We start from the raw sequence: 24,449 nt of genomic DNA on the forward strand, positions 1-24,449 counted from the left end.
TCCGAGCTAGAGCATTAATGCTCACCACTCGCCGCGAGGTCGCCGCTTGAAAGCCGCCATCATCAAAAAATACCGCCTGATCATCAAGACCATGGGTTATGTGGGCTGGGCCCTGTTCTGGTTGCTGCTGTGGGATATCGCCGTCACCGTGGACTTCATGCTGTTTCTCAACAGTAAGATCAACCTGCCGCTGATGCCTCTGACGTTGCTGGGCTCGGCGTTGGTGGTGCTGATCAGTTTTCGCAACAGCAGTGCCTACAATCGCTGGTGGGAAGCGCGCACGTTGTGGGGGGCGATGATCAATAACTCCCGCAGCTTTGCGCGGCAAGTCCTGACGTTGCTGGATGACCCGGGCAATGAGGTCAATCCGATGAAGTCGACCCTGCTGCGTCGCCACGTGGCGTATGTGAACTGCCTGGCGGCGCACCTGCGGGATCAGCCTTGTCCAGACGAAATACGCGCGTTTCTTCCAGCCGAGGAGTTCGCGCGCAGCGGCACCACCAATAACTTTGCCAACGATATCCTCAACGGTTCCGCGGCGCTGCTGGCCCAGGAATACAAGGCCGGGCGCCTGGACAGCATTCGTCTGGCGCGGCTGGAGTCGACCCTGGTTGACCTTTCGAATAGCCAGGGTGGCATGGAGCGGATTGCCAATACGCCGCTGCCCTACCCTTACGTGTATTTCCCACGGCTGTTTATTTCGCTGTTTTGCCTGATTGTGCCGGTGGGGTTGGTTGAATCTCTGGGCTGGTTTACCCCGCTGGCCTCGACGGTAGTGGGCTTCATGCTGCTGGCCATCGAGCGCATCGGCACTGATCTGCAAAGCCCGTTTCGCGACAGCGAACACCAGATTCAGATGGAAGCCCTGTGCGAAACCATCGAGAAAAACCTGCAGTCGATGCAGCGTGATTCGCTGGGTGGCGATCGACTCACCCATCCCGCCACAGCACAGCGCTAACAAAAAAAGCGGCGGACGGTGAATTATTCAGTGTCCTCATGTATCTGAACCAAAGAGCGCATGCCATTAAAACAATGGCATTGAATGGATCAGCGACAGAGAAACCCGCATGAAATCAAGCAAGGAAACCGTCAATCCCATCGGATTGGATGACATCACCATCGTCGACGACGCCAAGATGCGCAAGGCGATCACCGCCGCTGCACTGGGCAACGCCATGGAATGGTTCGACTTTGGCGTCTATGGCTTTGTCGCCTATGTGCTCGGCAAGGTGTTCTTTCCCGATGCGTCCCCCAGCGTGCAGATGATCGCCGCGCTGGCGACTTTTTCGGTGCCCTTCCTGATCCGTCCCCTGGGCGGTCTGTTCTTCGGCGCATTGGGCGACAAATACGGTCGACAGAAAGTCCTCGCGGCCACCATCGTGATCATGTCCCTCAGCACCTTCGCCATCGGGCTGATTCCCTCCTACGCCTCGATCGGCATCTGGGCGCCTATCCTGCTGTTGCTGGCCAAGATGGCCCAAGGCTTCTCGGTGGGCGGCGAATACACCGGCGCCTCGATCTTCGTCGCCGAGTACGCCCCGGACCGTAAGCGCGGCTTTCTCGGGAGCTGGCTGGACTTCGGCTCGATCGCCGGCTTCGTCCTCGGCGCAGGCCTGGTGGTGATGATTTCGGCGGTAATCGGCGAAGAGAAATTCCAGGAGTGGGGCTGGCGCTTGCCGTTCTTCCTCGCCCTGCCCCTGGGCATGATCGGCCTCTACTTGCGTAACGCACTCGAAGAGACCCCGGCGTTCCAGCAGCACGTCGAAAAGCTTGAGCAAGGTGACCGTGAAGGTCTGGCGCGCGGCCCGAAAGTGTCGTTCAAGGAGGTGGCGACCAAGCACTGGCGCAGCCTGATGACCTGCATCGGCGTGGTGGCCGTGACCAACGTCACTTACTACATGCTGCTCACCTACATGCCGAGCTACCTCTCGCACAACCTGCACTACAGCGAAAACCGTGGCGTGTTGATCATCATCGCGATCATGGTCGGCATGTTGTTCGTGCAACCTTTGATCGGCTTTATCAGCGACAAAATTGGCCGCCGCCCTTTCATCCTCTTCGGTAGCATCGCGCTGTTCTGCCTGGCCATTCCGGCCTTCATGCTGATCAACAGCGGCAAGCTCGGGCTGATTTTCTCGGGTCTGCTGATCATTGCCGTGGTGCTCAACTTCTTCATCGGCGTGATGGCTTCGACCCTGCCGGCGATGTTCCCCACCCACATCCGCTATAGCGCGCTGGCCAGTGCGTTCAACGTCTCGGTGCTGATCGCGGGCCTGACGCCGACCTTGGTGGCCTGGCTGGTGGAAAGCACCAACAACCTGTACATGCCGGCGTACTACCTGATGGTAATCGCCGTGGTGGGTTTGGTGACCGGCATCACCATGAAGGAAACCGCCAACATGCCGTTGCGTGGCGCTGCCCCGGCGGCGTCCGACCTTGAGGAAGCGAAGGAACTGCTGCAAGAGCATGAAGACAATATTGAGCAGAAGATCGAAGACATCGACGCTGAAATCGCCGCGCTGGAGGCCAAGCGCAAGAATCTGGTGCAACAGCATCCGCGTATCAACTAAACCCTAGCGACCGATCAGGGTTGTCGCCAACAACGCCGCCAACCCCATCGGCTTGGCAAAGTAATAACCCTGGGCTTGCCCCGCGCCCATCTCGCGCAGCAGCTCCAGGGTCGCTTGGTCCTCGACACCTTCGGCCACCACGCTCAGGTCCAGAGATTCAGCCATGCGCACAATCGCCCGGACGATCGCGCGACTTCGAGAACTGGTGGTCAGTTCGAGGATGAACGACTTGTCGATCTTCAAACCGCTGAAACGGTATTGATGCACATAGCTCAGGGATGAAAACCCTGCACCGAAGTCATCGAGTACCACCGACATGCCGTTGTCGGCCAATTGCTGCATGGTCAGTCGGGCAAGCGCCGGTTCGGCGACCAGCGCACCTTCGGTCAACTCCAGGCAGATCCGCGACGGTGCAACCCCGTGCCGCGCCAACAGCGCGAGCACATCACTGGCGAAGTCCGGACGGGTCATGCTGTAGCTGGAGCAATTGACGTGCACCGGCGGCCAATCGGCGTGCCGTGGTTGGGCGAGGATCGCTGCAATGCTGTTAAGCATGTACAGGTCCAGTCGACCGATCAGGCGTAAACCCTCGACATCCGGCAAAAACTCGCCCGGCGCGATCACCCGGCCGCCCGGCTGATGCCAGCGAATCAGCGCTTCAAGGGCCAACAGTTCGCCAGTTTCGACGCTGACAATCGGCTGGAAATACGGCAGCAATTCGTCGGTACGTTTGAGCGCGTTGCGCAAGGCCCCTTCCCGCTCGACCTGGTCCGAGACTTCACGGCGCACTTCCTGATTGAACACCGCGTAGCTGTCGCGCCCGGCACTCTTGACCCGGTACATCGCCGCATCGGCGTCGCGCAGCAAGTCGGCGGGCTCGCTATGGAACTGACTGTCGGCGCTGACTATTCCGATGCTGCAGGACGAAAAAACTTCATGACCATTGATTAAAAACGGCAGGTCGAACGCCACCAGAATCCGTTCGGCGATGTCGATCACCACCTCCAGTGGCGCCGCTGGAGCGAGCACCGCAAACTCGTCGCCACCCAGGCGCGCCAGCATGTCGGTGTCGCGCAGGCAACCGCGCAGACGCTGGGCGGCCTGCATCAACAGCAGGTCGCCAAAATGGTGGCCGAGGCTGTCGTTGACCATTTTGAAACGGTCGAGGTCGATGAACATCACCGCCAGGTGCCCGCCTTCGCTGCCGAACTGCGACCAGGCCAAATTGAGGCGCTGTTGCAGGTAGGTGCGATTCGGTAACCCGGTCAGCGCGTCGTGGGAGTTCTCGTGTTGCAACTTGGCATTGGCGTGATCGAGCTCACGGGTGCGGTTCTGCACCCGGGCTTCCAGCTTGAGGTTGGCGGCATGGATCGCTTCGGCGGCCGTGCGTCGCGACAACGCGGTGTCGATGTGCCGCGACACGAACGTCAGCAATTCCTGGTCACGCAGGGTATAGCGCACCTGCGAGGTATAGCTTTGCACCGCCAACACACCCCGCACCACATCGCCATCGAACAACGGAATGCCCAGCCAGGAATAGGATCGGTAATACACATCGGCCACTTCGATTTCACCGCAATCCGTCAGTCGGTCAGCCTCGCCGGCGTCAATCAGGCAAGCTCGACGCTGACGGATCACGTACTCGGTTAAGCCCCGGCTGCCACGCCGAGCTTCCGGGCGGACCGTCTGCCGCTCATCGACGTAATACGGAAAGGTCACTTCGGTGGTCGCGTCGTCGAACAGCGCAATGTAGAAGTTCTGCGCGAACAGCAGATCACCGACGATGCCATGCAAGGTTTTAAACAACTTGGCCATGTCGCCAGGCTGGCTCGACAGCTCAGCAATCTGGAACAGCGCACTCTGCAGATGTTCGGCGCGCTCTCGGTCGGCCACTTCCTGCCTCAAGGCGTCATTGAGTGCCGAAAGCTCCAGGGTGCGACGCATCACCGTCTCTTCCAGGTCCGCGCGGTGCAGAATCCGGTCCAGCGCCATGGCGACATGGCGGGCCACCACCAGAAACAGCGCGCGGTCTTCAGCGCTGTAGGTACGAGCAACGTCGTAGACCTGCATCGCCAGCATGCCAAACACGTCATCCGACGCGTTTTTCAACGGTGCGCCCATCCAGAACTCGGGACGATCACCCACACAGTAGAATCGGCCCTCGGCCTGAGCCGCGAGAATGCCGGCGGCGTCGATCAGCAACGGCTGGCCACTGGTCAGCACCTGGCCGGTCAATGACAGGTGCGAACGGTCGAGGTATTCGTAGTTTTCGGACTCCAGGGCATCGGTGTCGATAATGTCGACGTAATACGGGTAGTCAATCTTGCCACTGCGCGGGTCATACAGCGCGAGGTAGAAATTCTCGGCGTCGATCAGGCTGGCCAGCAGTTGGTGAACCCCCACCAGAAACACCGAACGGTCACGGGTCGAACTGGCCAGGTAGGTGATTTCATACAGTACACGCTGAGTAATCTGCGCACGGGCCAGGGTATTGGTCTGGACTTGAATGCCCAGGCGCTGGGCAAACTCGGCGAGCGCCGGTTCCGCTGCATCGTCGACGGGCGCGAGCAGCCAACCCAGCACACTTTCACCCCGACCGGTCGGCCAGCGGTGCAAGCGCCAGGTCTGGCAAAAGGCTTCAAAGTCTTCATTCGCAACGCTTGAGGGCCACTGCACCCGCGGGTCGCCTTGCCCGACTAAATGCATTTGTTCACCGGCGCGATATACCACCCAAGAGGTGGTATGGCCCCAGCTGCGCGCTGAGTCCAGCAATTGTTCGATGGTGTCCCCATTGCCAGCGTAGGCCATGCCGACCGTATCCACGTTCCCTTTTAGTTGAGAGGTGGTAACACCGCAATCGTTCGATTGCCGCGCAGAGTCGGTCAATGGACGAACACTCATCAGCGCTCCCTGAGCCAAAAAATGGCGATGCTGTTTTATTATTTGCTAGCAATATGCCAGTGATCTTTCCGTTTAAAGGTTATAGCGGTTTTTTTCAATCGTTTTATTGCTTTGGTGGTAACTAAGGGACGGGCAGCGGGTTATTCGCTACGTGTTGTTCAGGGCAACAAGTATCTGGCGAACCAACACGACACGTGCCCTCAACGATTGTCCTATCCTTCATCCCACCACCCCACTCCGGATATCGATATGCCCGCACCCGAATCCACCCTCCTCGAAAGCTGGCAGCACAACGCCCAATCCTGGATCGAGGCCATCCGCAACGGCACGATTGAAAGCCGCCTGCAGGTCACCGACCAGGCCATCCTGCTGGCGGTGCTGAGCCGTCAGCCGGAGCGGGTTCTGGACCTCGGTTGCGGTGAAGGCTGGCTGTTGCGTGCGCTGGCTGATCGCGGCATCGAGGCGGTCGGTGTGGATGGCGATGCGACGCTGGTCGAGGCAGCACGGGCGGCGGGGTCTTCGCGGGTGCAAGTGGCGAGCTATGAAGCGTTGGTGGAGGCACAGGTTGATATCGGCAACGACTACGACCTGATCTGCGCCAACTTCGCCCTGTTGCACCAGGAGATCATTCCCTTGCTCGCCGCCATGAACGCCCTGCTCGCCCCCGGCGGTGCGCTGGTGATCCAGACGCTGCATCCGTGGACTGCGGCGGCGGGCGACTATCAGGACGGTTGGCGCGAAGAGACCTTTACTGGCTTCAAAGGGCAGTGGCAGCCCATGCCATGGTATTTCCGTACCTTGTCCAGTTGGCTCAATGCGCTGGACATGGCCGGATTTCAACTGGCCAGCCTGCAGGAGCCGCAGCACCCGCAAAGTCCGGTGCCGCAGTCGTTGCTATTGGTGGCTGAACAACGGGGGTGAGCGCTGGCCATCACACGACTTGATTACGCCCATTGCGCTTGGCCTTGTACAGCGCGTCATCGGCCCGAACTACCAGGCTTTCCATCGTGTCGTCCGCATTGGCAAGGGCGACTCCGAACGACGCCGTCACCGTATCAAGCACCTCCTGGGTGCCGCGCGCCTTGATCCGCAACGCCTGAATCTTCTGGCGCAGCAGTTCAGCAAAGTCACGGGCCGCAGAGAGATCAGCGCACCCACGCAAAATCACGCAAAACTCTTCGCCGCCATAACGTGCCGCCAGGGCCTGGGGTGGCAGTGAGTTGCGCAGTACCTGCCCCACATGTTCAAGCACGCGGTCGCCCAACGGATGGCCGTACTGATCGTTGAATTGTTTGAAGTGGTCGATATCCAGCATGACCAGCGCGACACCCTGCGCCTCAGTGCGCAGCGCTTGCTCCAGCACACGGGAAAAGGTGTTGCGGTTGAGCACCTGGGTCAAGCCGTCGAGCGTTGCGTCGAGTTGGGCTCGCTGCAGTTTGTCGCGCAGGTTTTTGATCTCGTTTTGGGCCGAGTGCAGCTGAGCGAGGAATCGCTCTTGCTGGTCGTACATCGCCTGAGTGCTCTGTTGCAACTCGATGAGGATGGTCGGCAATCGCTTGTCGTCCGGTTCTTCGAGCATTTCCAGGCATTGTCCGAGGCTGGCCTTGAAGTTGAGACTGCCACTGACGCTATGGGAGACGTCGCGCTCCATGCCATCCACCAGATTGATCGCTTGTTGCTGGCCGGCGCGGGCATCTTCCAGTTCATCGCGAATAATGTAGTCGCGAAACAGTTTCGAAGCGGATTCCGAGGGGAAATAGTCGAAGTCTTTGACCACTCGGTCCAGGTGGCGATTGAGTTCCGGCTCCAGACCTTTGCTGTAGGTGTACCAGAGCGCGTAGTGCACCGGATTCGGTGGGATGTTGTGTCGCACCATGAGCGGCACGGCTTGTTTGAGCAATGCTGCCGCTTCGCGGTAGTCCTCTGGATACAGTGCTAAAGCAGTCGCATGCAGCTCTGATTGGCTCATGACTTCACTATTGTTGGTTGTTATTGGTGAGTTCGAATGCGCGGCAGCATAGCGTTACGTTCGCCGTACCGCTATGCACTTGATCTCCACCAACAAGCCCGGGTGAGCCAATTCACTCACACCGATACACGTCCAGGCGCAAAGACCTTTGGGGAACAAGCGGTTTTTCACCTCCCGAAATACCGCCATGTGCTTCGACATATCGACGTGATAAGTGGTCATGTCGACCACGTCCTCAAACGTACAACCTCCCGCCGCCAGCACCTGGCCGAGGTTTTCCCAGGCGCTGATGAACTGCTGCTCAGGATCCTCTATGACGTGCAGTTCCGGCGTTCTGCCCACCTGGCCGGCACAAAACAATGTGTCGCCGACCTTGAGCGCGGGGGCATAACCCGCGCGTTCGACGATGGGCCGCATGGCCTCGGGAATGATGATTTCACGATCAGGCATTGCCGGGTCTCCGGGGGTTATTTGACCAGCCGCGTTTCCTTGGACGGTCGGTAGCCAAAGTACGAGCTGTAGCATTTGCTGAAGTGGCTCGGCGACACAAAGCCGCAGGCAACCAGCACGTCAACCTGGGACAGCTCGGTGTGCTGAAGCAGTCGACGCGCCTCGGTAATGCGCAATTCCATGTAATAGCGTTGCGGTGTGGTGCCCAGTTGCTCTTTGAACAAACGCTCGAGTTGGCGACGGGACCGGCCGGCGTAAACCGCCAATTGCTCAAGCTCCAGCGGTTCTTCGAGGTTGGCATCCATCAGTTTCACCACCTCGCGAAGTGGTGCGCTCACGCAGATATTTTCTGTCGGTTTGATGCGTCGGTAGCGGGATTCTTCGAAGGCCAGGATGTCTTCGATGCCTTCGACAAGGGCTTTGTCGTGCAAGCCTTTGATCCAGTCCAGCGCCATGTGAAAAGCCCCGGAAGGACTGGACGCCGTGAGCCGGTCTCGGTCAATCACGTAGGGTTCGCTGGTGACTTGCGCGGCTTTGGCGATTTCCGCCAGTGCGGGGCGATGTTCGGGGTGGATCGCGCAACGGTAGCCGTCGAGCAAACCGGCGCTGCCGAGGAACCAGGCGCCGTTCCACAATCCGGACAGGATCACGCCATGGTCTGATGCCGTTCTCAGCAAGCTGTTCAACTCATCATTGGCTTTCAGTTCTGTGCGGTAGCCGCCACAAATGACCAGCAGGTCCAGGTCTTGAATCGCTGCACCGTCGAAACGGGCATCGGGCCGAATGACCAGGCCCAGATCGCTGATGACTTCGCCATCGTGCAATCCAAATGTTCGGGTGGAAAACAACTTGGGGCGAAGCAGGTTCGCGGTGACGATCGTGTCCAGCGCTTGCGTGAAGGCCGGCAGTGAAAAATGCTCCAGCAGCAAAAAGCCAGTTCGCGCCATGGGTACTGGCTCGCCGGATTGCTCATTCAGATAGCGGAGATTTTTCCCCTTCATACCTCCGCTGAATTGGCGTCGTTCGATCAAGGTCTGGGTCACTCGGTTATGTGCGCTGATTACACGCCATGCTACCTCCCGGACTGGTGTCAGGGCTATCGGAGCAAATCCATGACCGGAAAAAGAGAAAAGGTGACCGGTCTATTTTCTCGGAAAATAAACCTGCCACCTTTTTTGATTTGCGTTGCAGGAGCAAGGCTTGGCCGGGAAGCGCGGAAACGCGGCGTGTCAGGTCTGACGCCTTCGCGAGCAAGCTTCGCTCCTACTGGGGATTGCGTTTACAGATCAGTGATTTCCTTATGACGCGGCACCAGCGCCTTCATCACGCTCCACGCCACCAGATAGGCCAGTGCGCAGATGGCAAACATGATCATGTAGCCGGTGTGAATATCGTTGATCGATTTGTAGTAGTCGAACACCCAACCGCCGATTTTGGTCATCACCACGCCGCCCAAACCGCCCGCCATACCGCCAATGCCGACCACGGATGCAACGGTCTTTTTCGGGAACATGTCGGACACGGTGGTGAAGATGTTGCACGACCACGCCTGGTGCGCCGACGCGCCAATACCAATCAATATGACTGGCACCCAGAAACTGATGTAGCCCAACGGCTGCGCCAACAGCACCAGCAGCGGGAACAGCGCGATCACCAGCATGGCTTTCATGCGACCGTCATACGGCTTGTCGCCGCGCGCCATGAAATAACTCGGGAACCAGCCGCCACCAATACTGCCCACCATCGTCATGCTGTACAGCACCGCCAGCGGTAACACGATAGCCTGGCCTTTCATGCCGTATTGCGCCGACAGATAGGTCGGCAGCCAGAACAGAAAGAACCACCACACGCCGTCGGTCATGAACTTGCCGAAGGCAAAAGCCCAGGTCTGGCGATAGGTCAGCAACTTGAACCACGAGACCTTTTTGACGACTTCGCCTGCCACCGGTGTGGCAATCACTTCAACAGTTTCATCACTGCGGATATAGGCCAGTTCCTGCGCCGACAAGCGTTTTTGCTGTTCCGGCTTTTCGTACAGGGCAATCCAAACGGCGACCCAAACGAAGCCCAACATACCAATCACAATAAACGCCGCTTCCCAGCCCCAGAGGCCGGCAATCAGCGGCACGCAGATCGGTGCCAGAATGGCGCCTACGTTGGCACCCGAGTTGAAAATACCGGTGGCGAAGGAGCGTTCCTTCTTCGGGAAGTATTCAGCGGTGGCCTTGATCGCGATCGGAAAGTTACCCGCCTCGCCGATCGCCAGCACAGCACGCGACAGCATGAAACCCGCAATCGAAACCGGGATGACCGCCAGGCCGAACGCGCCGCAAACAGCGGCAATCCCCTCGCCCATCGGTACCGAAAACGCGTGCATCATCGCGCCGGTGGACCAGATGCCAATCGCCACGACATAGGCGGTCTTGGTACCAATCTTGTCGACCACGCGGCCGGCAAACAGCATCGAAATCGCATACACAAACTGAAAGACCGAGGCGATGTTGGCGTAATCGGTATTACTCCAGCCAAATTGCGTCGACAGGTCCGGCGCCAACAGACTGAGCACCTGACGGTCGAGGTAATTGACGGTGGTTGCAAAAAACAACAGCGCGCAGATCGTCCAGCGATATTTGCCTACAGCTTGGCCGACGCGTTGCGCATTGATGGGCTCGTTCAGATTCATAGCATCACTTTATTATTGGATTAGGGTGATGAGCTCTCGGCAACATGTCGAGAGTGGACGTTCTCCATGCTCAGTGGCTGGAGTTGGACCTGTAGTAAGTGCTATGAGGCGTTTAACGGAGCCGACTGAGCATGAAAGCAGGCAGTCGGGATCGAACTACCGGAGGGGGCATTCGGAGACGCGAGTACGCAGGTTGGATTCATGATGGGGCCGACACTCATTTTTATTTTTAGGGTTCAACAGCCGATCTATCGTCTGTCGTCGTACAACTGTGCCTTTTATATCGACCTCTATACCGGGCTGTCAATCTGAAAGATGGCCGTTCGTCATGACACAAGCCTGCCTATCGCAGGCCGACTTTGCATAGGGTGCGGTGGCTAGAGGCCCGATGGCCTTTAATTTTCAGGTGCAGACGGCGGACAGGATAGAAAATGTCGTTGTACGACAACGCCTATCAAAATAAAGGAGAGGGGTAAGGCGCAGCCGTTTGGCAACAGGTTTTACTCAAGGCTGCTTGCGGTACATTCCCGTCAGCATGTCCTGGGAATCCGGCGCAGCGTTGTAGTTGATGACCGCGAAGTTTTTCACCAGTTGTATGTGATATGGGCCATTTCTGCTGGACGCTTGCGGCTCACGCACAATGATCAGGTTTTCGGTTTCCATCGGCACGATGTGATGCTCGGTCGCGATGTCTTTCAAGGTCACAACGTCTTTCAATGTCACGGTGAATTCTGCCACTTCTCTGCCCTGGGCATCCCGGTCAGGCAGGATTTTCAAGTCCAGATCTCCGTCACGCCCCAGAAAGTCCTGGCGCATCTGGTAATGCCCGCTGCGCTGATGACGGTCGACTTCGCTGAGTTTGGCGTAGTCCGGTTCACGCTGTTCATAGCGAAGCAGGATCGCCAGTTCGCGGTCGTCCCCCTTGGCGCCGCTGATCCAGGTGCCGTTGTAGTTGTAGGGGCTGGTTTGTTCCTGGGTGAGGCGCCAGATACCCGTCTGACGACCATCGTCAGCATATTCGTGAAGGTTGACGGAGTGCTCGTCGCCGTAATCTTCCCGAGAACCCACCAGTTTGATCGGCTCACCGCTGCCACCCTTGGTGTAGCGCACCTCGCCAATGATGACTGCGCCCTGCTCCTGGTACCAGATTTCTACCGGGATCTTGCCGTTGAGGGTACCGACAAGCATCTGTGGATCGTCGTTGACCGGTCCTTCCAGGCTGGGCTGTTCGTGCCACTGGCCGTCCTTCCAGTCGCCGGTGGTGCGCAGCATGTAGCCGCGAGGCATGCTGGAATTCTCGCCATACTCGGTCGCAGGAACTTCCTCCTGGGTGTACGAGTGAACCCGCACCAATTCGCCGTCGCGCATTTTCCATTGGGTTGCGCGCATCCAGCAGCAGCCACGGTCGGTTTGCGAATGCAGAATGCCGTCCTGCGGGCCGACCGAAAACATCCCGCCGCTGTCCTTCGCCAGGTCAGTCAGCGCTCTGTTGAGAACCCACTGGTTTGTTTGCGGGTCTTGCAGATAGATGTCGAAAGTCGAGTTGTAGCGCAGTTCGGGATCGGAGCCATTACGAATCGCCAGATCCTGACGGCCATCAAAATCGAAGTCGGCGAAGTACAACAAGCCCAGGGGGCCGAGCAGCGAAGTATCGACTTTGCCATCGCGACCTACAGGCACATTGCCGGCCTGGGTTTGCAATTGCTGCAGGGTTTCGAGGGTATTTTTGTCGCGCACGGTGATGAATGCCGGCGCCAGTTGATGCAGATCTGCCGGCGGCTCGGGGAACAACACTTCGACCAGATATTTTCCACTGGGGTCGTTTACCGCAAACGACAGAGGTTCGGCCACGGCCGCGGCCGACAGGGCCATGGAGAAAAGCACACCACTGACGAGCGAACGCATTCAACGCTTCCTTGCTGTAAGTTCGGGGCCGCAGTGTCGCGGCAAATGGGGCGGCTAGCCTTTAACCGCAAGCGGCAACGGTTTTGTAATGAGCTTGCTTGAGGTCAGTCACTCGTCCGCGCTGCAGTCGACATCGCCCGCGCCCATATGATCGAAGCCGGTCAACATGACAGAAGTAAGCAGCCCAACGGAGGGGTCACCCGGGCGCTCATATTGGACACTGGTGTCCATGATATTTCCCGGTAAGGCCCCCTGCTCTGCTTCGGATAACGTATAGGTTTCGGCGCGAGGCAACTTGAACGCGTTACGGACTTCGTTCTCGTCGAGGGTGCCTTTGAGCAAGATCGTGACCTGTTGCAACTCCCCGTGTTCCCAACTCAGTTGGACCTGCGTCGCGAGCGGATGAACCCTGGCAGCCAGGCTGTCGGGAAAGTCGGGGCCTTCTTCGTAGGCATCGGTGTTGTTGCACGGATCGCCTTGGTTTTCGTAGCCCTTCAAGGCGCAATTGAAGCGCTTGTCCCGATGTCCCAGCGTCTTCTCCATGTAGCAACCAAACTCGCTTGAAGACATGCGCGGCCATGCCAGTACGTCGACGCTGGCTGGCGGCAGGCTCGCACCCAGGGCTTGATTTGCACAGGTAAGCAACACGATGAAGGACGCGCGGGCCAAGTGCACCCGTGAGGCACACAATGGACCTGACAACGGCGTTCGCCGATGTAAAACGAATGAATTGAAAGATGGGATAGCCACGTTTTTGCTCCCCTGCACCTTTTTTGAAGTAAGGGCTGTGATTAGAGAAGTAAACGCGGCTACTTCAGACCGGCCCTAAATAATTGGCCGCGTCCACTTGGCAAGTATGCAATGCGTATCAGGTCTACGCCGTGCGCTTAGTGCGCATTAAGCAATGCAAAGATACCCACTATTGCCCAGAACACAGATACATACTGCATAGGCACAAAAAACAATGTGTTTTTCTTGCGAAAGACGACTTCGCCACCGGTGGCTGTATCAATGTAAGTTTTGCCCGGTCGGTTATTCAGCCGGTGGCCAACATAGGCGTTGACGGCCGCGCCAACCAGTAGACCGATACCCAGCCCGAATCCATTGAAGAGTCCTACGAAAGGAATCATGCAGATCAACGGGATAAGAATCGAAAGAACGCCCCATCCTTGCCAAATAATAAACATCACTCTTCCCTGATTAATTTTTGAGGCGCGCAATTTAACAAACAAACAGGGCGGCGACAACAAATTGAATAGTGGCCACCCACATATGAATCATATGAACAAAGGCCCTGAACAATAAGGGGACAATTATTAAGGATCCACCTGCCCCATCATTTCAGCCACCGTTTCCGTGCGATTGGCATACCGCTGCGCCAACACCGCACATACCATCAACTGAATCTGATGGAACAGCATCAACGGCAAAATCAACACGCCCAGCGTGCTGCCGGCAAACAACACCTGAGCCATCGGCACTCCGGTGGCCAGGCTTTTCTTCGAACCGCAGAAAAGAATGGTAATCCGGTCTTCCTGATTAAAGCCAAAGGCTTTGCCCAGCACAGTGGACGCCAGCAGCACCAGCGCCAGGACGATGCAGCACACCACCACCAGCCCGGCCAGTTCCCAGAGCGGGATCTGATGCCAGATGCCTTCAATCACCGCCTCGCTGAAGGCACCGTAGACCACCAACAGAATCGAGCCCTGATCGACGAATTTCAGCCAGGTCTTGTTGCGCGCCACCCAGTTGCCGACCCAGCGCCGAGCGATCTGCCCGGCCACGAATGGCAGCAACAGTTGCACGCTGATCTTCAGTATTGCATCGATGGTCGAGCCGCCGTCGCCATGTACATCCAGCAGCAAGGTCACCAGCAACGGCGTGAGGAAGATCCCGAACAGGCTGGACGCCGCCGCACTGCAAATCGCCGCCGGGACGTTGCCCCGCGCCAGCGAGGTGAACGCAATTGCCGACTGTACGGTGGCGGGCAGCGCACAGAGGTAGAGCATGCCCATGTACAAATCGTTGCCGATCAACGGCGACAGCAATGGTTTGAGCGCCAGCCCGATGATAGGGAACAGGATGAAGGTCAGGCTGAACACCAGCAGGTGCAGGCGCCAGTGGCCGGCCCCGGCAATGATCGATTCGCGGGACAGTTTGGCGCCATGCAGAAAAAACAGCAGGGCTATGGCGAAGTTGGTCAGCCAGCCAAAACCGACCGCGACCTGACCGCTGGCGGGCAGGAAACTGGCGAGGATCACCACGCTGATCAGGGTCAGGGTGAAGTTGTCAGGCAAGAAACGAGGGCGGGTCATCTTTAGGGTTTTCCGGGCGCCAGGAACATAGCGACCACTCTATTCCGATGTCCAATGACCGACTAACGCCAATGGGCCACCAGATAGCGCCAAAAGGACAGAAAACCTATCGGCTGACCACTGAGTGGTAATCCCCTCCCGCCACCGCTAGCAAATAAGCCGCATCCGCCTCCCGTCGCAAGTCTCGCCACTCCTCCCAATTCACAATGCCCTGGCGATCCATTTCATCTGCTTGGCGCAGCAGCTCCTCGTGATAGGCATCGGGACACTCCATCCGCAGCGAGCAATCGTCGAGCGCACGATGCCAGGAATCCAGGGCACAGAGCCGCTGTTCTTGAGCCGGAGTCAGCAGGTTTTTGAATGAGTTCATGACGGCATCCTGCAAAAAGACCTACATCGATAGACGTCGCGTGACGATCAGTTCCACGGCAGCGATGCGATCGACCTGTTCGTACCCGGCTTCCAGCAACTCCTCGCCGAAGACGTCCGGGTCGAGTTCGCGGTAGCTCCAGTCCAGCGCTGGCTGATCCAGCGTCTCTTTCACTGACGCGAGAAACGGATCCTGGCCATCCACAATGGCGACGCCGGTATACAGCAGCAACGACCCGCCAACGGACAAACGCTCAATCGATTCGTGAACGATCCGCACGGACAGGTCCGCACCCAGTGCATCACCGCCGTGGCGATAAGCCCGTTGCCTGGAATCTTTCATGTAAGGCGGATTGGCGACGATCAGGTCGAAGCGCCCTTCTACGTCATTGAGTACATTGCTGGCCTGGCAGACCACGTTATTCAAGCCTGCGAGTTCAGCATTGACCCCGGTGAAATCCAGCGCCTTGGGGTTGATATCCACCGCGAAGACTTCCGCCTCGGGATTCGCCCGGGCAATGAGCATCGCGCCGGCGCCTGTGCCACAACCGATGTCGACAGCACGCTTGATAACGCAATCGGTGGTTTGCAAATGACGTTCTATGGTTTGAGCAAAACGATAGGTATCGGGGCCAAAGAAGACTGAGTCTTCCTGGGTGGTCGGAAAGGCAGAATGAACCAGCAACAGGTTATCCAGCGACGACCATCTGACGGTGCTTTTGAGTCGTTCATGGTCACGTTCCAAAACGCCGCTTTCGATCAGTTGGTGCTCGTCGTTCGATGGCAGCAGGCCCTGCTCGAATGGCCTGCTCCAGCCAAACGCATCACGCAGCGTTCTGCCAACAGCGTTACCCGCCCTGTCGTTGACCCGTTGATGAGTGAGAGGCGTTGGCGTCACGAACGTGTATCCGCTTTTGCGAAGCAAATTGCCGAGTTGCAGCAGCGCCGATTGTCCACTCATACCTGCGGCCCCTTTACGCTCTCACTCATCACCTTGACGAATTCCCGCGTGGCGTAGAGCCCGGCAGGCGTCGCGTGCATGGCGGGACACATGAACGCGCCAAGCAAGGTCATCTTTTCACCAGGCGCGCAGTGGTCGAGCTCGTTGATCAACCCTTGTAGGTCCGGGTCGGTTGGGACGTCCGATAAAGCTACATCCGGTTTTGCCGAAGTCTTGCCCCTGAACTGGAATCGAAAGGCGTTGGTAGCGCCCTCCTCTACGATCCGCTCGCCGGCAATCCAGTCCCAGAGCAGCTGTTTTTCGTAACCAGAAAACACCCCAAACATCGGCGCGCCAGCCCCGTCGATCAACGTCCAGAACCGACTGTTGGCCGGGTCTTCATCGCGCTTGATCCAGCCTTTTTTCAACAAGGCATCGAGGAATGCCGGGATCTGATCCGGCGTGGCCAACCACTCGTTGATGGTCAGACCTTCCAGGCGGCAATAGTCGGAATGCATGTGCTGCCCGAACGAGCGTTTGCGTTCGAGCATGGCGACGACTTGCTGCTCCAGGTCGAAGGACTTGATGATCGCTGTCGAACCAATCCCCAGTTCATTCAGTTTGTAGCCTTGCACGACACGCCGATAAAACTCCTCGCGCTCCGCCCCCATCGGCATCAGCGACAGCACACTCTGGGCCGCCTTGCGCGCATGACCGGTGCTGGCGTTATCGATGGTGACGTGCAGCGAAAAATAATACGGATCGATGCCCAGTTCATTCAATTCGAACGAAGTGATCAGCAGGTGCAACGGGAGCTGTTCATACCCCAGGTTATAGCCAATGACTTCCGGCAGAAACGCCGCGCCATGCTGACCCAGTGCCAGCTGAATCGCGCCCTGTGCGTAATAAATATCCGCCAGCGTATAGCCGGGGTCGCAGTCCAGATCGGCAATCAGTTTTTTATACAACGCCACATGATTGAGCGCAGGTTCGCCGTCGCCCAACTCTTCCAGATAGGTACGAATCAACCCATGAAACCGATAGTCCGCCCAATGCGGCAGCAGGCCGTACAGCCACGCGCCATCCACTAACTTGGTGGGTGCGACATGCTGCAGGAAATACAGCGCATGGCTGCGCCCGGTGAAAAATCGCCGAGGGCCGCCAGCATGCCGCTCTTGCAGATACGCCGAATATTGCTCGGCAACGTTCGCCACACCCTGGCCGATCCAGTCTTCAAGCTGCTGCGGATTGCTCGGTACCTCGCACTCCGAGTGCTCGGCGCGAGCCAGTTCCTGATGCAGAAAATCGACAACATCGACATCGCGTAATGCGTCGCTCGGCTGCATCAAGGCGTCATAAACGGTCTTGGCCTGATTGATGTCGGTGGCTACCGGGCTACCTATTGGCGTGCCTGTAAGGGTCTGAAGGTGTGTCATGGGGGTGTACCTGGCAGTCATCTCAAAAGAATCCCGGCTTTGTACCTGATGCCGACCAGTTAACTAGGTGAACGCCGAAATCCATGTGGGAGCGAGCTTGCTCGCGATAGCGGTATCACGTTCAACATTGATGCTGACTGTTACGCCGCTATCGCGAGCAAGCTCGCTCCCACAGGTTCTGCGCCTTACTTAACTGACCGGCATTAAGCTTTGCGCCGCTCTTTCTTACGATTCACCCCTATTCAGAAGATTCATTGAATTTCACGGCTGTCCGTTGGACGGCAATTTGCGCAACCCCAGCTACCCTTCCATGAGCTCGCCCGCCCATTGGAGAAACCCTGATGATCCGCGCCTTGCTGACCGCTTCCCTGCTGCTCGCCCTGAGCCTCCCGGCACTGGCCGGCGTGACGCCCTTCCCTGCGGGTTTTCGCACCAAGGACATCCCCGTGGAAGGTGTCACGATGCATGTACGCGTCGGCGGCAAGGGACCGGCGGTGGTGCTGTTGCATGGTTTCGGTGATACCGGCGACATGTGGGCGCCGTTGGCGGCCGACCTGGCCAAGGATCACACGGTGGTGGTGCCGGACTTGCGCGGCATGGGGTTGTCGTCGATCCCGGACAACGGCTTCGACAAGAAGACCCAGGCGGGCGATATTCGTGGGGTGTTGGCCGCTTTAGGTATCGAGCATTCGGTGGTCATCGGCCATGACATCGGCACCATGGTCGCCTTCGCCTACGCCACGCGTTACCCGCAAATGACTGATCGACTGGTGATGGATGCCCCGGTGCCAGGCGTTCCACCCTGGAACGACATCGTCCGTTCGCCGATGCTGTGGCACTTCGACTTTGGCGGGCCGGATGCCGAGCGGTTGGTTGCTGGGCGCGAGCGCATTTACCTGGACCGCTTCTGGAACGAATTCGCCGGCGACCCCAGCAAAGTGGACGAAGCCACCCGCCAGCATTACGCCAAGCTCTACGCCCGCCCCGGCGCCATGCACGCAGCCTTCGCGCAGTTTCGCAGCATTCGCCAGGACGCCGTGGACAACGAAGCCTCGATAAAGACGCGTCTGAACATGCCGGTGCTGGCCATCGGCGGTGAGAAGTCCTTCGGCAACAATGAAGCGATCGTGATGCGCAACGCGGCGGACAAGGTTACTGAAGTGGTGATCCCCGGGGCCGGCCACTGGCTGATGGAAGAAGCACCGACCCCGACCATTCGGGCAATTCGCGACTTTATGGCGCAGTGACGGGGCCGCTCATTTAGTCGCTTTCGAGGTGTTAAGCGCCACGGCCGCACGAATCAGCGCCTTCAACGCGACCTCATCAAGCGTCTCGCCCTGGTGAATATCAATCGCCCGCCGGGTGTTGCCTTCGAGGCTCGAATTGAACAGGCCCAAAGGGTCTTCCAGCGAAGCACCCTTGGCGAAAGTCATCTTCACGACAGCCTTGTAGGTCTCGCCGGTGCAGAGGATGCCGGCGTGGGACCACACCGGAACGCCGCGCCACTTCACTTCCTCGATCACAGCGGGGTCGGCCTTGTGGATCAGCGCGCGGATGCGCGCCAGGGTCTCGCCCCGCCAATCGCCCAGCTCTTGGATTTTTGCGTCGATCTGCGCAGAGGCGCTAGCGCCCTCTTCTGCTTCCGTTGCCTTTTTCATGCTGATCGCCTCGCGGGGTGGTTACCGACCCTTGAGTATTGCTGACGGAGGATTTTTCTCCAGGCACCGCGACCGCTGGGTAGGCTCGCCTCGCGCATCCCGCAACCTCGACCGATAATTCAACATCGTGGGCTGCACACGTTCATTGAGGACTGAAAGATGTCGCTGACTCTTTACTACCATCCGCTCTCGTCGTACTGCCACAAAGTGCTGATTGCGCTGTACGAAAATGGCCTTGAATTCGAAAAGAGGATTGTCGATCTGACGAACGAGGCCGACCGGGCCGAGCTTCAGGCGCTATGGCCGATCGGAAAGTTTCCGGTGGTCCACGATCACACGCGCCAGCGCGACGTGCCTGAGTCCACGATCATCATCGAATACCTGGACCGCTTCTATCCTGGCCCGCAGCCCTTGGTTCCCGAGGATTGGGAAGCCGCGCTGGAGGTGCGTTTGTGGGATCGTTTTTTCGATCTCTACGTTCAGGGGCCGATGCAGCGGATTGTGGCGGATCGCCTGTTCTCCCTGCATGGCGACTTGACCAAAGAACATGCGCTGCTAACCACCGCGTATTACATGCTGGAGCGGCGGATGGCGTCGAGGATCTGGGTGGCTAGCGAGGCGTTCAGTATGGCCGACTGCGCGGCGGTCCCGGCGTTGTTCTATGCCAGCACGCTGCTGCCGTTTCCCGGCGACTGCGGGCATCTGAGTGCCTATTTTGAACGGTTGATCCAGCGACCGTCAGTGCAGCGGGTCATTGATGAAGCCAAGCCGTACTTTCAGTTTTATCCGTTTGCGGAGGCGATTCCGTTGCGGTTTCGCTGATGTACAGGTTCGGATCACTGCGGCTGAAAGGTCTGCAGGTAAGCCAGCAGGTTTTCGATCTTTTCTGGATCGCTGATGCCCCAGAAGATCATGCGGGTGCCGGCCACCACACTTTTGGGGTCTTCGATGTACTTGGCCAGGGTTTCGCGGGTCCAGATCACGCCGGATGATTTCATCGCCTCGGAGTACTGGTAGCCCGTGGTGCTGCCGGCCGTGCGGCCGATCACACCATTGAGCTGCGGACCAAACCCCGGCCGCGCCGATTCGCCGACTTGATGACAACCGCCACAGGTTCGGCTGAACAGTTTGCCGCCTGCCTCGGCATCGCCGGCCGCGTTGGCTTCGGCGCCGAGCAATCCAGTGGTGAGCAATACGGCGAAGGTCAGTACGGCAGCGCGGTTCATGTAGCGGCTCTCAAGAAAACGAGCGGCTATTTCATCACGACCCGCGTCGATACCGAAGCCTTCAATTTAATCGTGCAGCAAACCCGAGCTGTACTCATTGAAGTTACTACCGATGGCACTGCCGCCGAAATTCAGCTTGTTAGCGCTGCGGCCATCAAACTGCTGGCAGCCATCTGAATAACAGCTGCTGGTGGTCACAGCAGAACCGGAACAAGCGCTCAGCAGCAAAGCGCCGGCGATCAACACGACTTTGACGAGGTTGGTTTTCATTGTTCTGTTCCCTTTGGCTGCCAGCATGGCCATGCACCACCCGAAGCCATCATCCTAAGCCGCTCGCACCTGAACAATCATGAAACTTCAAAGCTCGACAGCATCGGTTCAGCTATGACCCCGCCGCCTTATTTACGCGCCAATTTGTAGTGCACACAGTCTTCATAAAAGCTCTTGCGGATCGCTTCGGGTTTGAACCGCGACTTGCTGTCGTAGGTTTGCTCGGTAATACCCATGGCCATCATGCGCATCCACGATTTATCGAACTTGTAACCCTGGATCTTCTGGCGTGCGGCATACAGCGAAACGCCTTGCAGCTTCAGTTCCTGAGCCCTCGCCGCCGTCCCTGCGCCCCAGCTGCACATATACCGATCGTTGGGCTTCAGCTCTTTGGCTTCAACCGGGATGGCAACGCTCGCCAGGGCCAGCGAGATCACTAGATTGCGCAATTGAATTCACCTAACCATCTGAAAGTGCGGCGATTCTGGCGATTTGTCGAAGGTTTGGGGGCCAGCAAAATGCCTTACTTGAGGAAGCCAAATCCGGACGTTCACCTACACTTGCTTCCCGTGCATGGATTTTTCAAATAACGGTCGACAAATGAGGCCCTGATGACAAAAACAAAAAGACTGATCGGGTTGATGGCCTTATTGCCTGCGATCACCGTACAAGCGGACGACGGTGGCATCAGTTTCTGGCTGCCCGGCCAGTTCGGTGCGCTGGCAGCGGCGCCGACCGAGCCGGGTTGGAGCCTGCCGCTGGTTTATTACCATGTCAGCGCCAGTGAAGGTGGGAGCAAGCCGTTTCCACGGGGCGGGCGGACTACCGTGGGTTTGGATGCAAAGGCTGATTTGCTGTTCGCCAGCCCCACCTACACCTTCACCGAACCGCTGTTGGGGGCTCAAGCGGCGGTGTCGGTGGTCGCTGCCGTGGGCCGGTCCGAGGCCAGTGTCGATGCCACCTTGACCGGCCCGCGCGGCCGGACTTTTTCCGGGGGCACGGATGACAGCCTCAAGGGCGCGAGCGACGTTTATCTGCTCGGCACCTTGAAGTGGAACCATGGCGTGCACAATTTCATGGCGTACACCATGGGCAACGTGCCCGTCGGCGCGTATGACCCGGATCGCCTGGTCAATACCGGGCTTGGTCATGCCGCGATGGACGCGGGCGGCGGTTACACCTACTTCGACAAGACCAACGAGTTTTCTGCCGTGGCGGGCATGACCTACAACTGGGAAAACACCGATATCGATTATAAAAACGGTATCGACGCCCACCTCGACTTAAGCGCCTCGCACTTCATCACCAGCCAGACGCACTTGGGTGTGGTCGGCTACGTGTACCACCAGGTCACAGGGGACAGCGGCAGCGGCGCGACCCAGGGCGATTTCAAATCCAAAGTCAGTGCCGTCGGTCCTCAGGCCGGGCATTTCTTCAAGGTGGGCAAAGAACTCTGGTACGCCAACCTCAAGGGCTACTACGAGTTCGATGCCGAGAATCGCGCCGAGGGCTGGAACACCTGGCTGACGCTGGTCGTGCCGCTATAAGCCTGCTCCAGACGTAGCAAAACGAACCAGCGCCGCATCGATAAAACGTCGCAGTTTGGCGGTTCTCTGCCGATTGGCCGTGTAGAGCAAATGCATCTGCCGGCTCGGTGCTTCGTAATCCGCTAACAGTCGCACCAACTCACCGCTGCGCAAGGCAGGCTCAAGAAAGTCTTCGGGGCCAAGGACGATCCCGAACCCGTCCAGCGCGGCCGACAGCAGTGCCTTGCTCTCATTGACCTGCAATCGACTGGCGACTTGCACGCGCTCAACCGTCGAGCCCTTGCAGAACACCCATTCGCGGTCTGCCGGTCGGGACCAATAGGCATAACCCAGACACTCGTGGCTCTTCAGATCCTCCGGGGCTTGCGGCGTTCCGCGCTCAGCCAGATAGCTCGGCGCGGCGCAGGCCATCAATCGATAAGGCGCCAGCGGCCGGGCGGTCAAACTGGACGTGGCCAAGGGGCCGATCCTGAACGCCACCTCATAACCCTCCTCCACAAGATCGACGAAGCGGTCGGTCAGATGCAGATCGATTTCCACCTCGGGATGCTGGCGCAAAAACTCCGTGACAAAGGGCATCAGGCTGTAGGAGCCGAACGTCACGGGCGCGCTGACTTTCAGTTTGCCTCGCGGGGTGTCGTTCATGATTTGCGCCAGGGAGTCGGCCGCCTGCGCCTCGCTCAAAATGTGTTTGCAGCGTTCGTAGTAAGCGCTGCCCAGCTCGGTCAGGCTCTGGCGTCGGGTCGTTCGGTTCAATAGCCGCGCGCCCAGCCGCTGCTCCAGCGCGGCCACGTGCTTGGCAACCATCTGCGGCGACATATCGAGACGCTCGGCGGCGCTGGCATAGGAACCGCATTCCGCCGCCATCACAAATGCGCCCATGCTCGTCAGGCGATCCATCATTCGACACTCCTGGTAACGAGACTAAGTAGCCGATGATTATTTATCTGCGTCTGGTTGGCAATCATCATGAACCCTTACTTTCCATGAGCGGAGCAATGACATGAAAATCGGGATCATTGGAGCAGGCTTCATCGGACGCGCAGTGGCGCAACTGGCCATCGCGGCGGGACACGAGGTGATGCTCAGCAATTCACGGGGCCCACAGACCCTGAGCAGCGTGCTCGCCGGCATTCGCGGCAGTCAGGTCGGCACCACTGAAGAGGCGGCACAGTTTGGTGAGGTGGTGTTGGTGGCCATTCCACTGGAGCATTACCGCAGCGTGCCGACCCAGTGGCTGGAGGGCAAAACCGTGCTGGATGCCAACAACTATTACCCGGCACGCGACGGCCATATCGACGCGCTGGATCGCTTCGAAACGACCACCAGTCGCCTGCTCGCCGAGCATCTGCCTCACTCTCGTGTGGTCAAGGTGTTCAATGCCATCCTCGCCCAGGATTTGCTGCAAGACGCCCGCGCTAAAGCGGCACCAGATCGACGCGCACTCCCCGTCGCGGCGGATGATCCGGTGGCGAAAGCGTTGGTGATCAAATTGCTGGACGAGATTGGATTCGACGCAGTGGATGCCGGTGGCCTCGATGAGAGCTGGCGGTTCGAGCGGGCAAAACCCGCCTACTGCATTCCGCTGGATAAAGCAGGGCTGAAGGCTGCGTTGGCGGCTGCCGAGCGGCAGGTCGAATTGCCCGATGGGTCGTGGCGCCACTGAGCGGATTAACGGGACAGGTCTGTTTAATTACAGGGGACGCATTGATTTAACGGATTACACACAAGCCCGGTAGGAGCTGCCGAAGGCTGCGATCTTTTGATCTTGATTTTTACAGGCAAGATCAAAAGATCGCAGCCTTCGGCAGCTCCTACAGGGTTCGTGGTCGGGCCTGGAAAGCGCCTACAGGAAAGGCAGCTGTTGGGCATTGCTTCGGAAAAAAGCGGACGCATTGATTTAACGGGTTACACAAGTCCGGTAGATACCGTCTTGAATCTCACCGAGCAAGCGCAAATTCCGGGTCATATGGCTGGCCCGATTTGAGCACTGCGTAAACGTAGTGCAGCAGCTTGCGCATGGCGGCGCAGATGATCTGCTTGGGGGCCTTGCCGTTGGCCTTCAGGCGATCTTTCATGGCGATGAGCGCCTTGTTGTGTTGCAACGCGACCAAGCCCGGCATGTACAGGCCTGCGCGCAAGCGCGCTGAGCCGATCTTCGAGATCGGGCTGCGGCCCTTGAGGAGCCCCGATTCTCGGAGTTCTGGATT

The 24,449-nt window shown here is 58.4% G+C and carries 25 protein-coding genes; 7 read left to right on the top strand and 18 right to left on the bottom strand.

Annotation, left to right across the window (positions count from 1 at the left end; all coding sequences use genetic code 11):
* Nucleotides 1-46 precede the first annotated feature (46 nt).
* Together ACWIKB_RS30080 and proP are read left to right on the top strand one after the other, a co-directional pair.
* Complete coding sequence (locus ACWIKB_RS30080; protein WP_475271146.1) at nucleotides 47-958, top strand: bestrophin family protein; 912 nt, start codon at nucleotides 47-49, stop codon at nucleotides 956-958.
* 109 nt (nucleotides 959-1,067) lie between these two features.
* The gene (gene proP, locus ACWIKB_RS30085; protein ID WP_475271147.1) at nucleotides 1,068-2,570 is read left to right on the top strand and encodes a glycine betaine/L-proline transporter ProP; all 1,503 of its coding nucleotides are present in this window, start codon (nucleotides 1,068-1,070) and stop codon (nucleotides 2,568-2,570) included.
* A 3-nt stretch (nucleotides 2,571-2,573) separates the two neighbouring features.
* Here proP and ACWIKB_RS30090 read toward each other — a convergent pair whose 3' ends face one another.
* Nucleotides 2,574-5,471 (bottom strand): sensor domain-containing phosphodiesterase, encoded by a 2,898-nt coding sequence (locus ACWIKB_RS30090; RefSeq protein ID WP_475271148.1) that lies wholly within the window; start codon nucleotides 5,469-5,471, stop codon nucleotides 2,574-2,576.
* Nucleotides 5,472-5,720: 249 nt separating this feature from the next.
* On the opposite strand from ACWIKB_RS30090, the gene ACWIKB_RS30095 reads away from it, so the two are divergent.
* A complete protein-coding gene (locus tag ACWIKB_RS30095) occupies nucleotides 5,721-6,392 on the top strand; it encodes a class I SAM-dependent methyltransferase (protein WP_475271149.1) in 672 nt (223 codons plus the stop codon).
* A 10-nt stretch (nucleotides 6,393-6,402) separates the two neighbouring features.
* Here ACWIKB_RS30095 and ACWIKB_RS30100 read toward each other — a convergent pair whose 3' ends face one another.
* The 11 genes from ACWIKB_RS30100 to ACWIKB_RS30150 all read right to left on the bottom strand — a co-directional run bounded on the left by ACWIKB_RS30100 (nucleotide 6,403) and on the right by ACWIKB_RS30150 (nucleotide 17,538).
* Complete coding sequence (locus ACWIKB_RS30100; RefSeq protein ID WP_475271150.1) at nucleotides 6,403-7,440, bottom strand: GGDEF domain-containing protein; 1,038 nt, start codon at nucleotides 7,438-7,440, stop codon at nucleotides 6,403-6,405.
* A 54-nt stretch (nucleotides 7,441-7,494) separates the two neighbouring features.
* Nucleotides 7,495-7,890: a RidA family protein gene (locus tag ACWIKB_RS30105; protein ID WP_475271151.1), complete on the bottom strand. Its 396-nt coding sequence runs from the start codon at nucleotides 7,888-7,890 to the stop codon at nucleotides 7,495-7,497.
* A gap of 17 nt (nucleotides 7,891-7,907) precedes the next feature.
* Nucleotides 7,908-8,891, bottom strand: a complete 984-nt coding sequence (locus tag ACWIKB_RS30110) for a GlxA family transcriptional regulator (protein WP_475271152.1) — start codon at nucleotides 8,889-8,891, stop codon at nucleotides 7,908-7,910.
* 278 nt (nucleotides 8,892-9,169) lie between these two features.
* Nucleotides 9,170-10,573: an MFS transporter gene (locus tag ACWIKB_RS30115; RefSeq protein WP_475271153.1), complete on the bottom strand. Its 1,404-nt coding sequence runs from the start codon at nucleotides 10,571-10,573 to the stop codon at nucleotides 9,170-9,172.
* Nucleotides 10,574-11,077: 504 nt separating this feature from the next.
* Nucleotides 11,078-12,478 (bottom strand): XAC2610-related protein, encoded by a 1,401-nt coding sequence (locus ACWIKB_RS30120; RefSeq protein WP_475271154.1) that lies wholly within the window; start codon nucleotides 12,476-12,478, stop codon nucleotides 11,078-11,080.
* A gap of 108 nt (nucleotides 12,479-12,586) precedes the next feature.
* A complete protein-coding gene (locus ACWIKB_RS30125) occupies nucleotides 12,587-13,147 on the bottom strand; it encodes a hypothetical protein (RefSeq protein WP_475271155.1) in 561 nt (186 codons plus the stop codon).
* A 218-nt stretch (nucleotides 13,148-13,365) separates the two neighbouring features.
* The gene (locus ACWIKB_RS30130; protein ID WP_475271156.1) at nucleotides 13,366-13,665 is read right to left on the bottom strand and encodes a hypothetical protein; all 300 of its coding nucleotides are present in this window, start codon (nucleotides 13,663-13,665) and stop codon (nucleotides 13,366-13,368) included.
* Between the two features lie 129 nt (nucleotides 13,666-13,794).
* Nucleotides 13,795-14,793 carry a bile acid:sodium symporter family protein gene (locus tag ACWIKB_RS30135; protein ID WP_475271157.1) on the bottom strand — a complete coding sequence of 333 codons (999 nt, stop codon included), beginning with the start codon at nucleotides 14,791-14,793 and terminating at the stop codon, nucleotides 13,795-13,797.
* A gap of 106 nt (nucleotides 14,794-14,899) precedes the next feature.
* Entirely contained in the window at nucleotides 14,900-15,163 is a 264-nt protein-coding gene (locus tag ACWIKB_RS30140) for a hypothetical protein (RefSeq protein ID WP_475271158.1), read from the bottom strand.
* Nucleotides 15,164-15,184: 21 nt separating this feature from the next.
* Nucleotides 15,185-16,123 carry a methyltransferase gene (locus tag ACWIKB_RS30145; protein WP_475271159.1) on the bottom strand — a complete coding sequence of 313 codons (939 nt, stop codon included), beginning with the start codon at nucleotides 16,121-16,123 and terminating at the stop codon, nucleotides 15,185-15,187.
* Nucleotides 16,120-17,538: an iron-containing redox enzyme family protein gene (locus ACWIKB_RS30150; protein ID WP_475271160.1), complete on the bottom strand. Its 1,419-nt coding sequence runs from the start codon at nucleotides 17,536-17,538 to the stop codon at nucleotides 16,120-16,122. Before ACWIKB_RS30150 ends, ACWIKB_RS30145 begins: the two co-directional genes overlap by 4 nt.
* 341 nt (nucleotides 17,539-17,879) lie before the next feature.
* Between ACWIKB_RS30150 and ACWIKB_RS30155 the strand changes: the two genes are divergently transcribed.
* Entirely contained in the window at nucleotides 17,880-18,785 is a 906-nt protein-coding gene (locus ACWIKB_RS30155; RefSeq protein WP_475271161.1) for an alpha/beta fold hydrolase, read from the top strand.
* Nucleotides 18,786-18,794: 9 nt separating this feature from the next.
* On the opposite strand, the gene ACWIKB_RS30160 is transcribed toward ACWIKB_RS30155, so the two are convergent.
* Nucleotides 18,795-19,196 carry a DUF1801 domain-containing protein gene (locus ACWIKB_RS30160; RefSeq protein ID WP_475271162.1) on the bottom strand — a complete coding sequence of 134 codons (402 nt, stop codon included), beginning with the start codon at nucleotides 19,194-19,196 and terminating at the stop codon, nucleotides 18,795-18,797.
* 159 nt (nucleotides 19,197-19,355) lie between these two features.
* On the opposite strand from ACWIKB_RS30160, the gene ACWIKB_RS30165 reads away from it, so the two are divergent.
* Entirely contained in the window at nucleotides 19,356-20,018 is a 663-nt protein-coding gene (locus ACWIKB_RS30165; protein ID WP_475271163.1) for a glutathione S-transferase family protein, read from the top strand.
* A 14-nt stretch (nucleotides 20,019-20,032) separates the two neighbouring features.
* Here ACWIKB_RS30165 and ACWIKB_RS30170 read toward each other — a convergent pair whose 3' ends face one another.
* The 3 genes from ACWIKB_RS30170 to ACWIKB_RS30180 all read right to left on the bottom strand — a co-directional run bounded on the left by ACWIKB_RS30170 (nucleotide 20,033) and on the right by ACWIKB_RS30180 (nucleotide 21,147).
* Nucleotides 20,033-20,422, bottom strand: a complete 390-nt coding sequence (locus tag ACWIKB_RS30170; RefSeq protein ID WP_475271164.1) for a c-type cytochrome — start codon at nucleotides 20,420-20,422, stop codon at nucleotides 20,033-20,035.
* Nucleotides 20,423-20,488: 66 nt separating this feature from the next.
* Nucleotides 20,489-20,692, bottom strand: coding sequence for a hypothetical protein (locus ACWIKB_RS30175; protein ID WP_475271165.1), 204 nt, complete (start codon nucleotides 20,690-20,692; stop codon nucleotides 20,489-20,491).
* Between the two features lie 128 nt (nucleotides 20,693-20,820).
* The gene (locus tag ACWIKB_RS30180; protein WP_475271172.1) at nucleotides 20,821-21,147 is read right to left on the bottom strand and encodes a hypothetical protein; all 327 of its coding nucleotides are present in this window, start codon (nucleotides 21,145-21,147) and stop codon (nucleotides 20,821-20,823) included.
* A 156-nt stretch (nucleotides 21,148-21,303) separates the two neighbouring features.
* Between ACWIKB_RS30180 and ACWIKB_RS30185 the strand changes: the two genes are divergently transcribed.
* Entirely contained in the window at nucleotides 21,304-22,239 is a 936-nt protein-coding gene (locus ACWIKB_RS30185; protein ID WP_475271166.1) for a SphA family protein, read from the top strand.
* Here the strand turns inward: ACWIKB_RS30185 and ACWIKB_RS30190 are convergent.
* Entirely contained in the window at nucleotides 22,234-23,142 is a 909-nt protein-coding gene (locus tag ACWIKB_RS30190) for a LysR family transcriptional regulator (protein WP_475271167.1), read from the bottom strand. The two genes, ACWIKB_RS30185 and ACWIKB_RS30190, sit on opposite strands and share 6 nt — an antisense overlap.
* A gap of 100 nt (nucleotides 23,143-23,242) precedes the next feature.
* On the opposite strand from ACWIKB_RS30190, the gene ACWIKB_RS30195 reads away from it, so the two are divergent.
* On the top strand, nucleotides 23,243-23,905 hold the full coding sequence (locus ACWIKB_RS30195) for an NADPH-dependent F420 reductase (RefSeq protein ID WP_475271168.1): 663 nt from the start codon (nucleotides 23,243-23,245) through the stop codon (nucleotides 23,903-23,905).
* Nucleotides 23,906-24,179: 274 nt separating this feature from the next.
* On the opposite strand, the gene ACWIKB_RS30200 is transcribed toward ACWIKB_RS30195, so the two are convergent.
* A partial coding sequence (locus tag ACWIKB_RS30200) for a transposase (protein WP_475271169.1) occupies nucleotides 24,180-24,449 on the bottom strand: 270 nt, incomplete at its 5' end.

This window comes from Pseudomonas sp. 5Vm1k (assembly GCF_056161485.1).

Coding starts and splice junctions, on each gene's coding strand:
- ACWIKB_RS30095 (WP_475271149.1), top strand. CDS start 5,721: ATGCCCGCACCCGAATCCACCCTCCTCGAAAGCTGGCAGCACAACGCC.
- ACWIKB_RS30170 (WP_475271164.1), bottom strand. CDS start 20,422: ATGAACCGCGCTGCCGTACTGACCTTCGCCGTATTGCTCACCACTGGA.
- ACWIKB_RS30120 (WP_475271154.1), bottom strand. CDS start 12,478: ATGCGTTCGCTCGTCAGTGGTGTGCTTTTCTCCATGGCCCTGTCGGCC.
- ACWIKB_RS30090 (WP_475271148.1), bottom strand. CDS start 5,471: ATGAGTGTTCGTCCATTGACCGACTCTGCGCGGCAATCGAACGATTGC.
- ACWIKB_RS30140 (WP_475271158.1), bottom strand. CDS start 15,163: ATGAACTCATTCAAAAACCTGCTGACTCCGGCTCAAGAACAGCGGCTC.
- ACWIKB_RS30185 (WP_475271166.1), top strand. CDS start 21,304: ATGACAAAAACAAAAAGACTGATCGGGTTGATGGCCTTATTGCCTGCG.
- ACWIKB_RS30110 (WP_475271152.1), bottom strand. CDS start 8,891: ATGAAGGGGAAAAATCTCCGCTATCTGAATGAGCAATCCGGCGAGCCA.
- ACWIKB_RS30175 (WP_475271165.1), bottom strand. CDS start 20,692: ATGAAAACCAACCTCGTCAAAGTCGTGTTGATCGCCGGCGCTTTGCTG.
- proP (WP_475271147.1), top strand. CDS start 1,068: ATGAAATCAAGCAAGGAAACCGTCAATCCCATCGGATTGGATGACATC.
- ACWIKB_RS30160 (WP_475271162.1), bottom strand. CDS start 19,196: ATGAAAAAGGCAACGGAAGCAGAAGAGGGCGCTAGCGCCTCTGCGCAG.
- ACWIKB_RS30145 (WP_475271159.1), bottom strand. CDS start 16,123: ATGAGTGGACAATCGGCGCTGCTGCAACTCGGCAATTTGCTTCGCAAA.
- ACWIKB_RS30150 (WP_475271160.1), bottom strand. CDS start 17,538: ATGACACACCTTCAGACCCTTACAGGCACGCCAATAGGTAGCCCGGTA.
- ACWIKB_RS30155 (WP_475271161.1), top strand. CDS start 17,880: ATGATCCGCGCCTTGCTGACCGCTTCCCTGCTGCTCGCCCTGAGCCTC.
- ACWIKB_RS30135 (WP_475271157.1), bottom strand. CDS start 14,793: ATGACCCGCCCTCGTTTCTTGCCTGACAACTTCACCCTGACCCTGATC.
- ACWIKB_RS30105 (WP_475271151.1), bottom strand. CDS start 7,890: ATGCCTGATCGTGAAATCATCATTCCCGAGGCCATGCGGCCCATCGTC.
- ACWIKB_RS30165 (WP_475271163.1), top strand. CDS start 19,356: ATGTCGCTGACTCTTTACTACCATCCGCTCTCGTCGTACTGCCACAAA.
- ACWIKB_RS30100 (WP_475271150.1), bottom strand. CDS start 7,440: ATGAGCCAATCAGAGCTGCATGCGACTGCTTTAGCACTGTATCCAGAG.
- ACWIKB_RS30130 (WP_475271156.1), bottom strand. CDS start 13,665: ATGTTTATTATTTGGCAAGGATGGGGCGTTCTTTCGATTCTTATCCCG.
- ACWIKB_RS30195 (WP_475271168.1), top strand. CDS start 23,243: ATGAAAATCGGGATCATTGGAGCAGGCTTCATCGGACGCGCAGTGGCG.
- ACWIKB_RS30115 (WP_475271153.1), bottom strand. CDS start 10,573: ATGAATCTGAACGAGCCCATCAATGCGCAACGCGTCGGCCAAGCTGTA.
- ACWIKB_RS30190 (WP_475271167.1), bottom strand. CDS start 23,142: ATGATGGATCGCCTGACGAGCATGGGCGCATTTGTGATGGCGGCGGAA.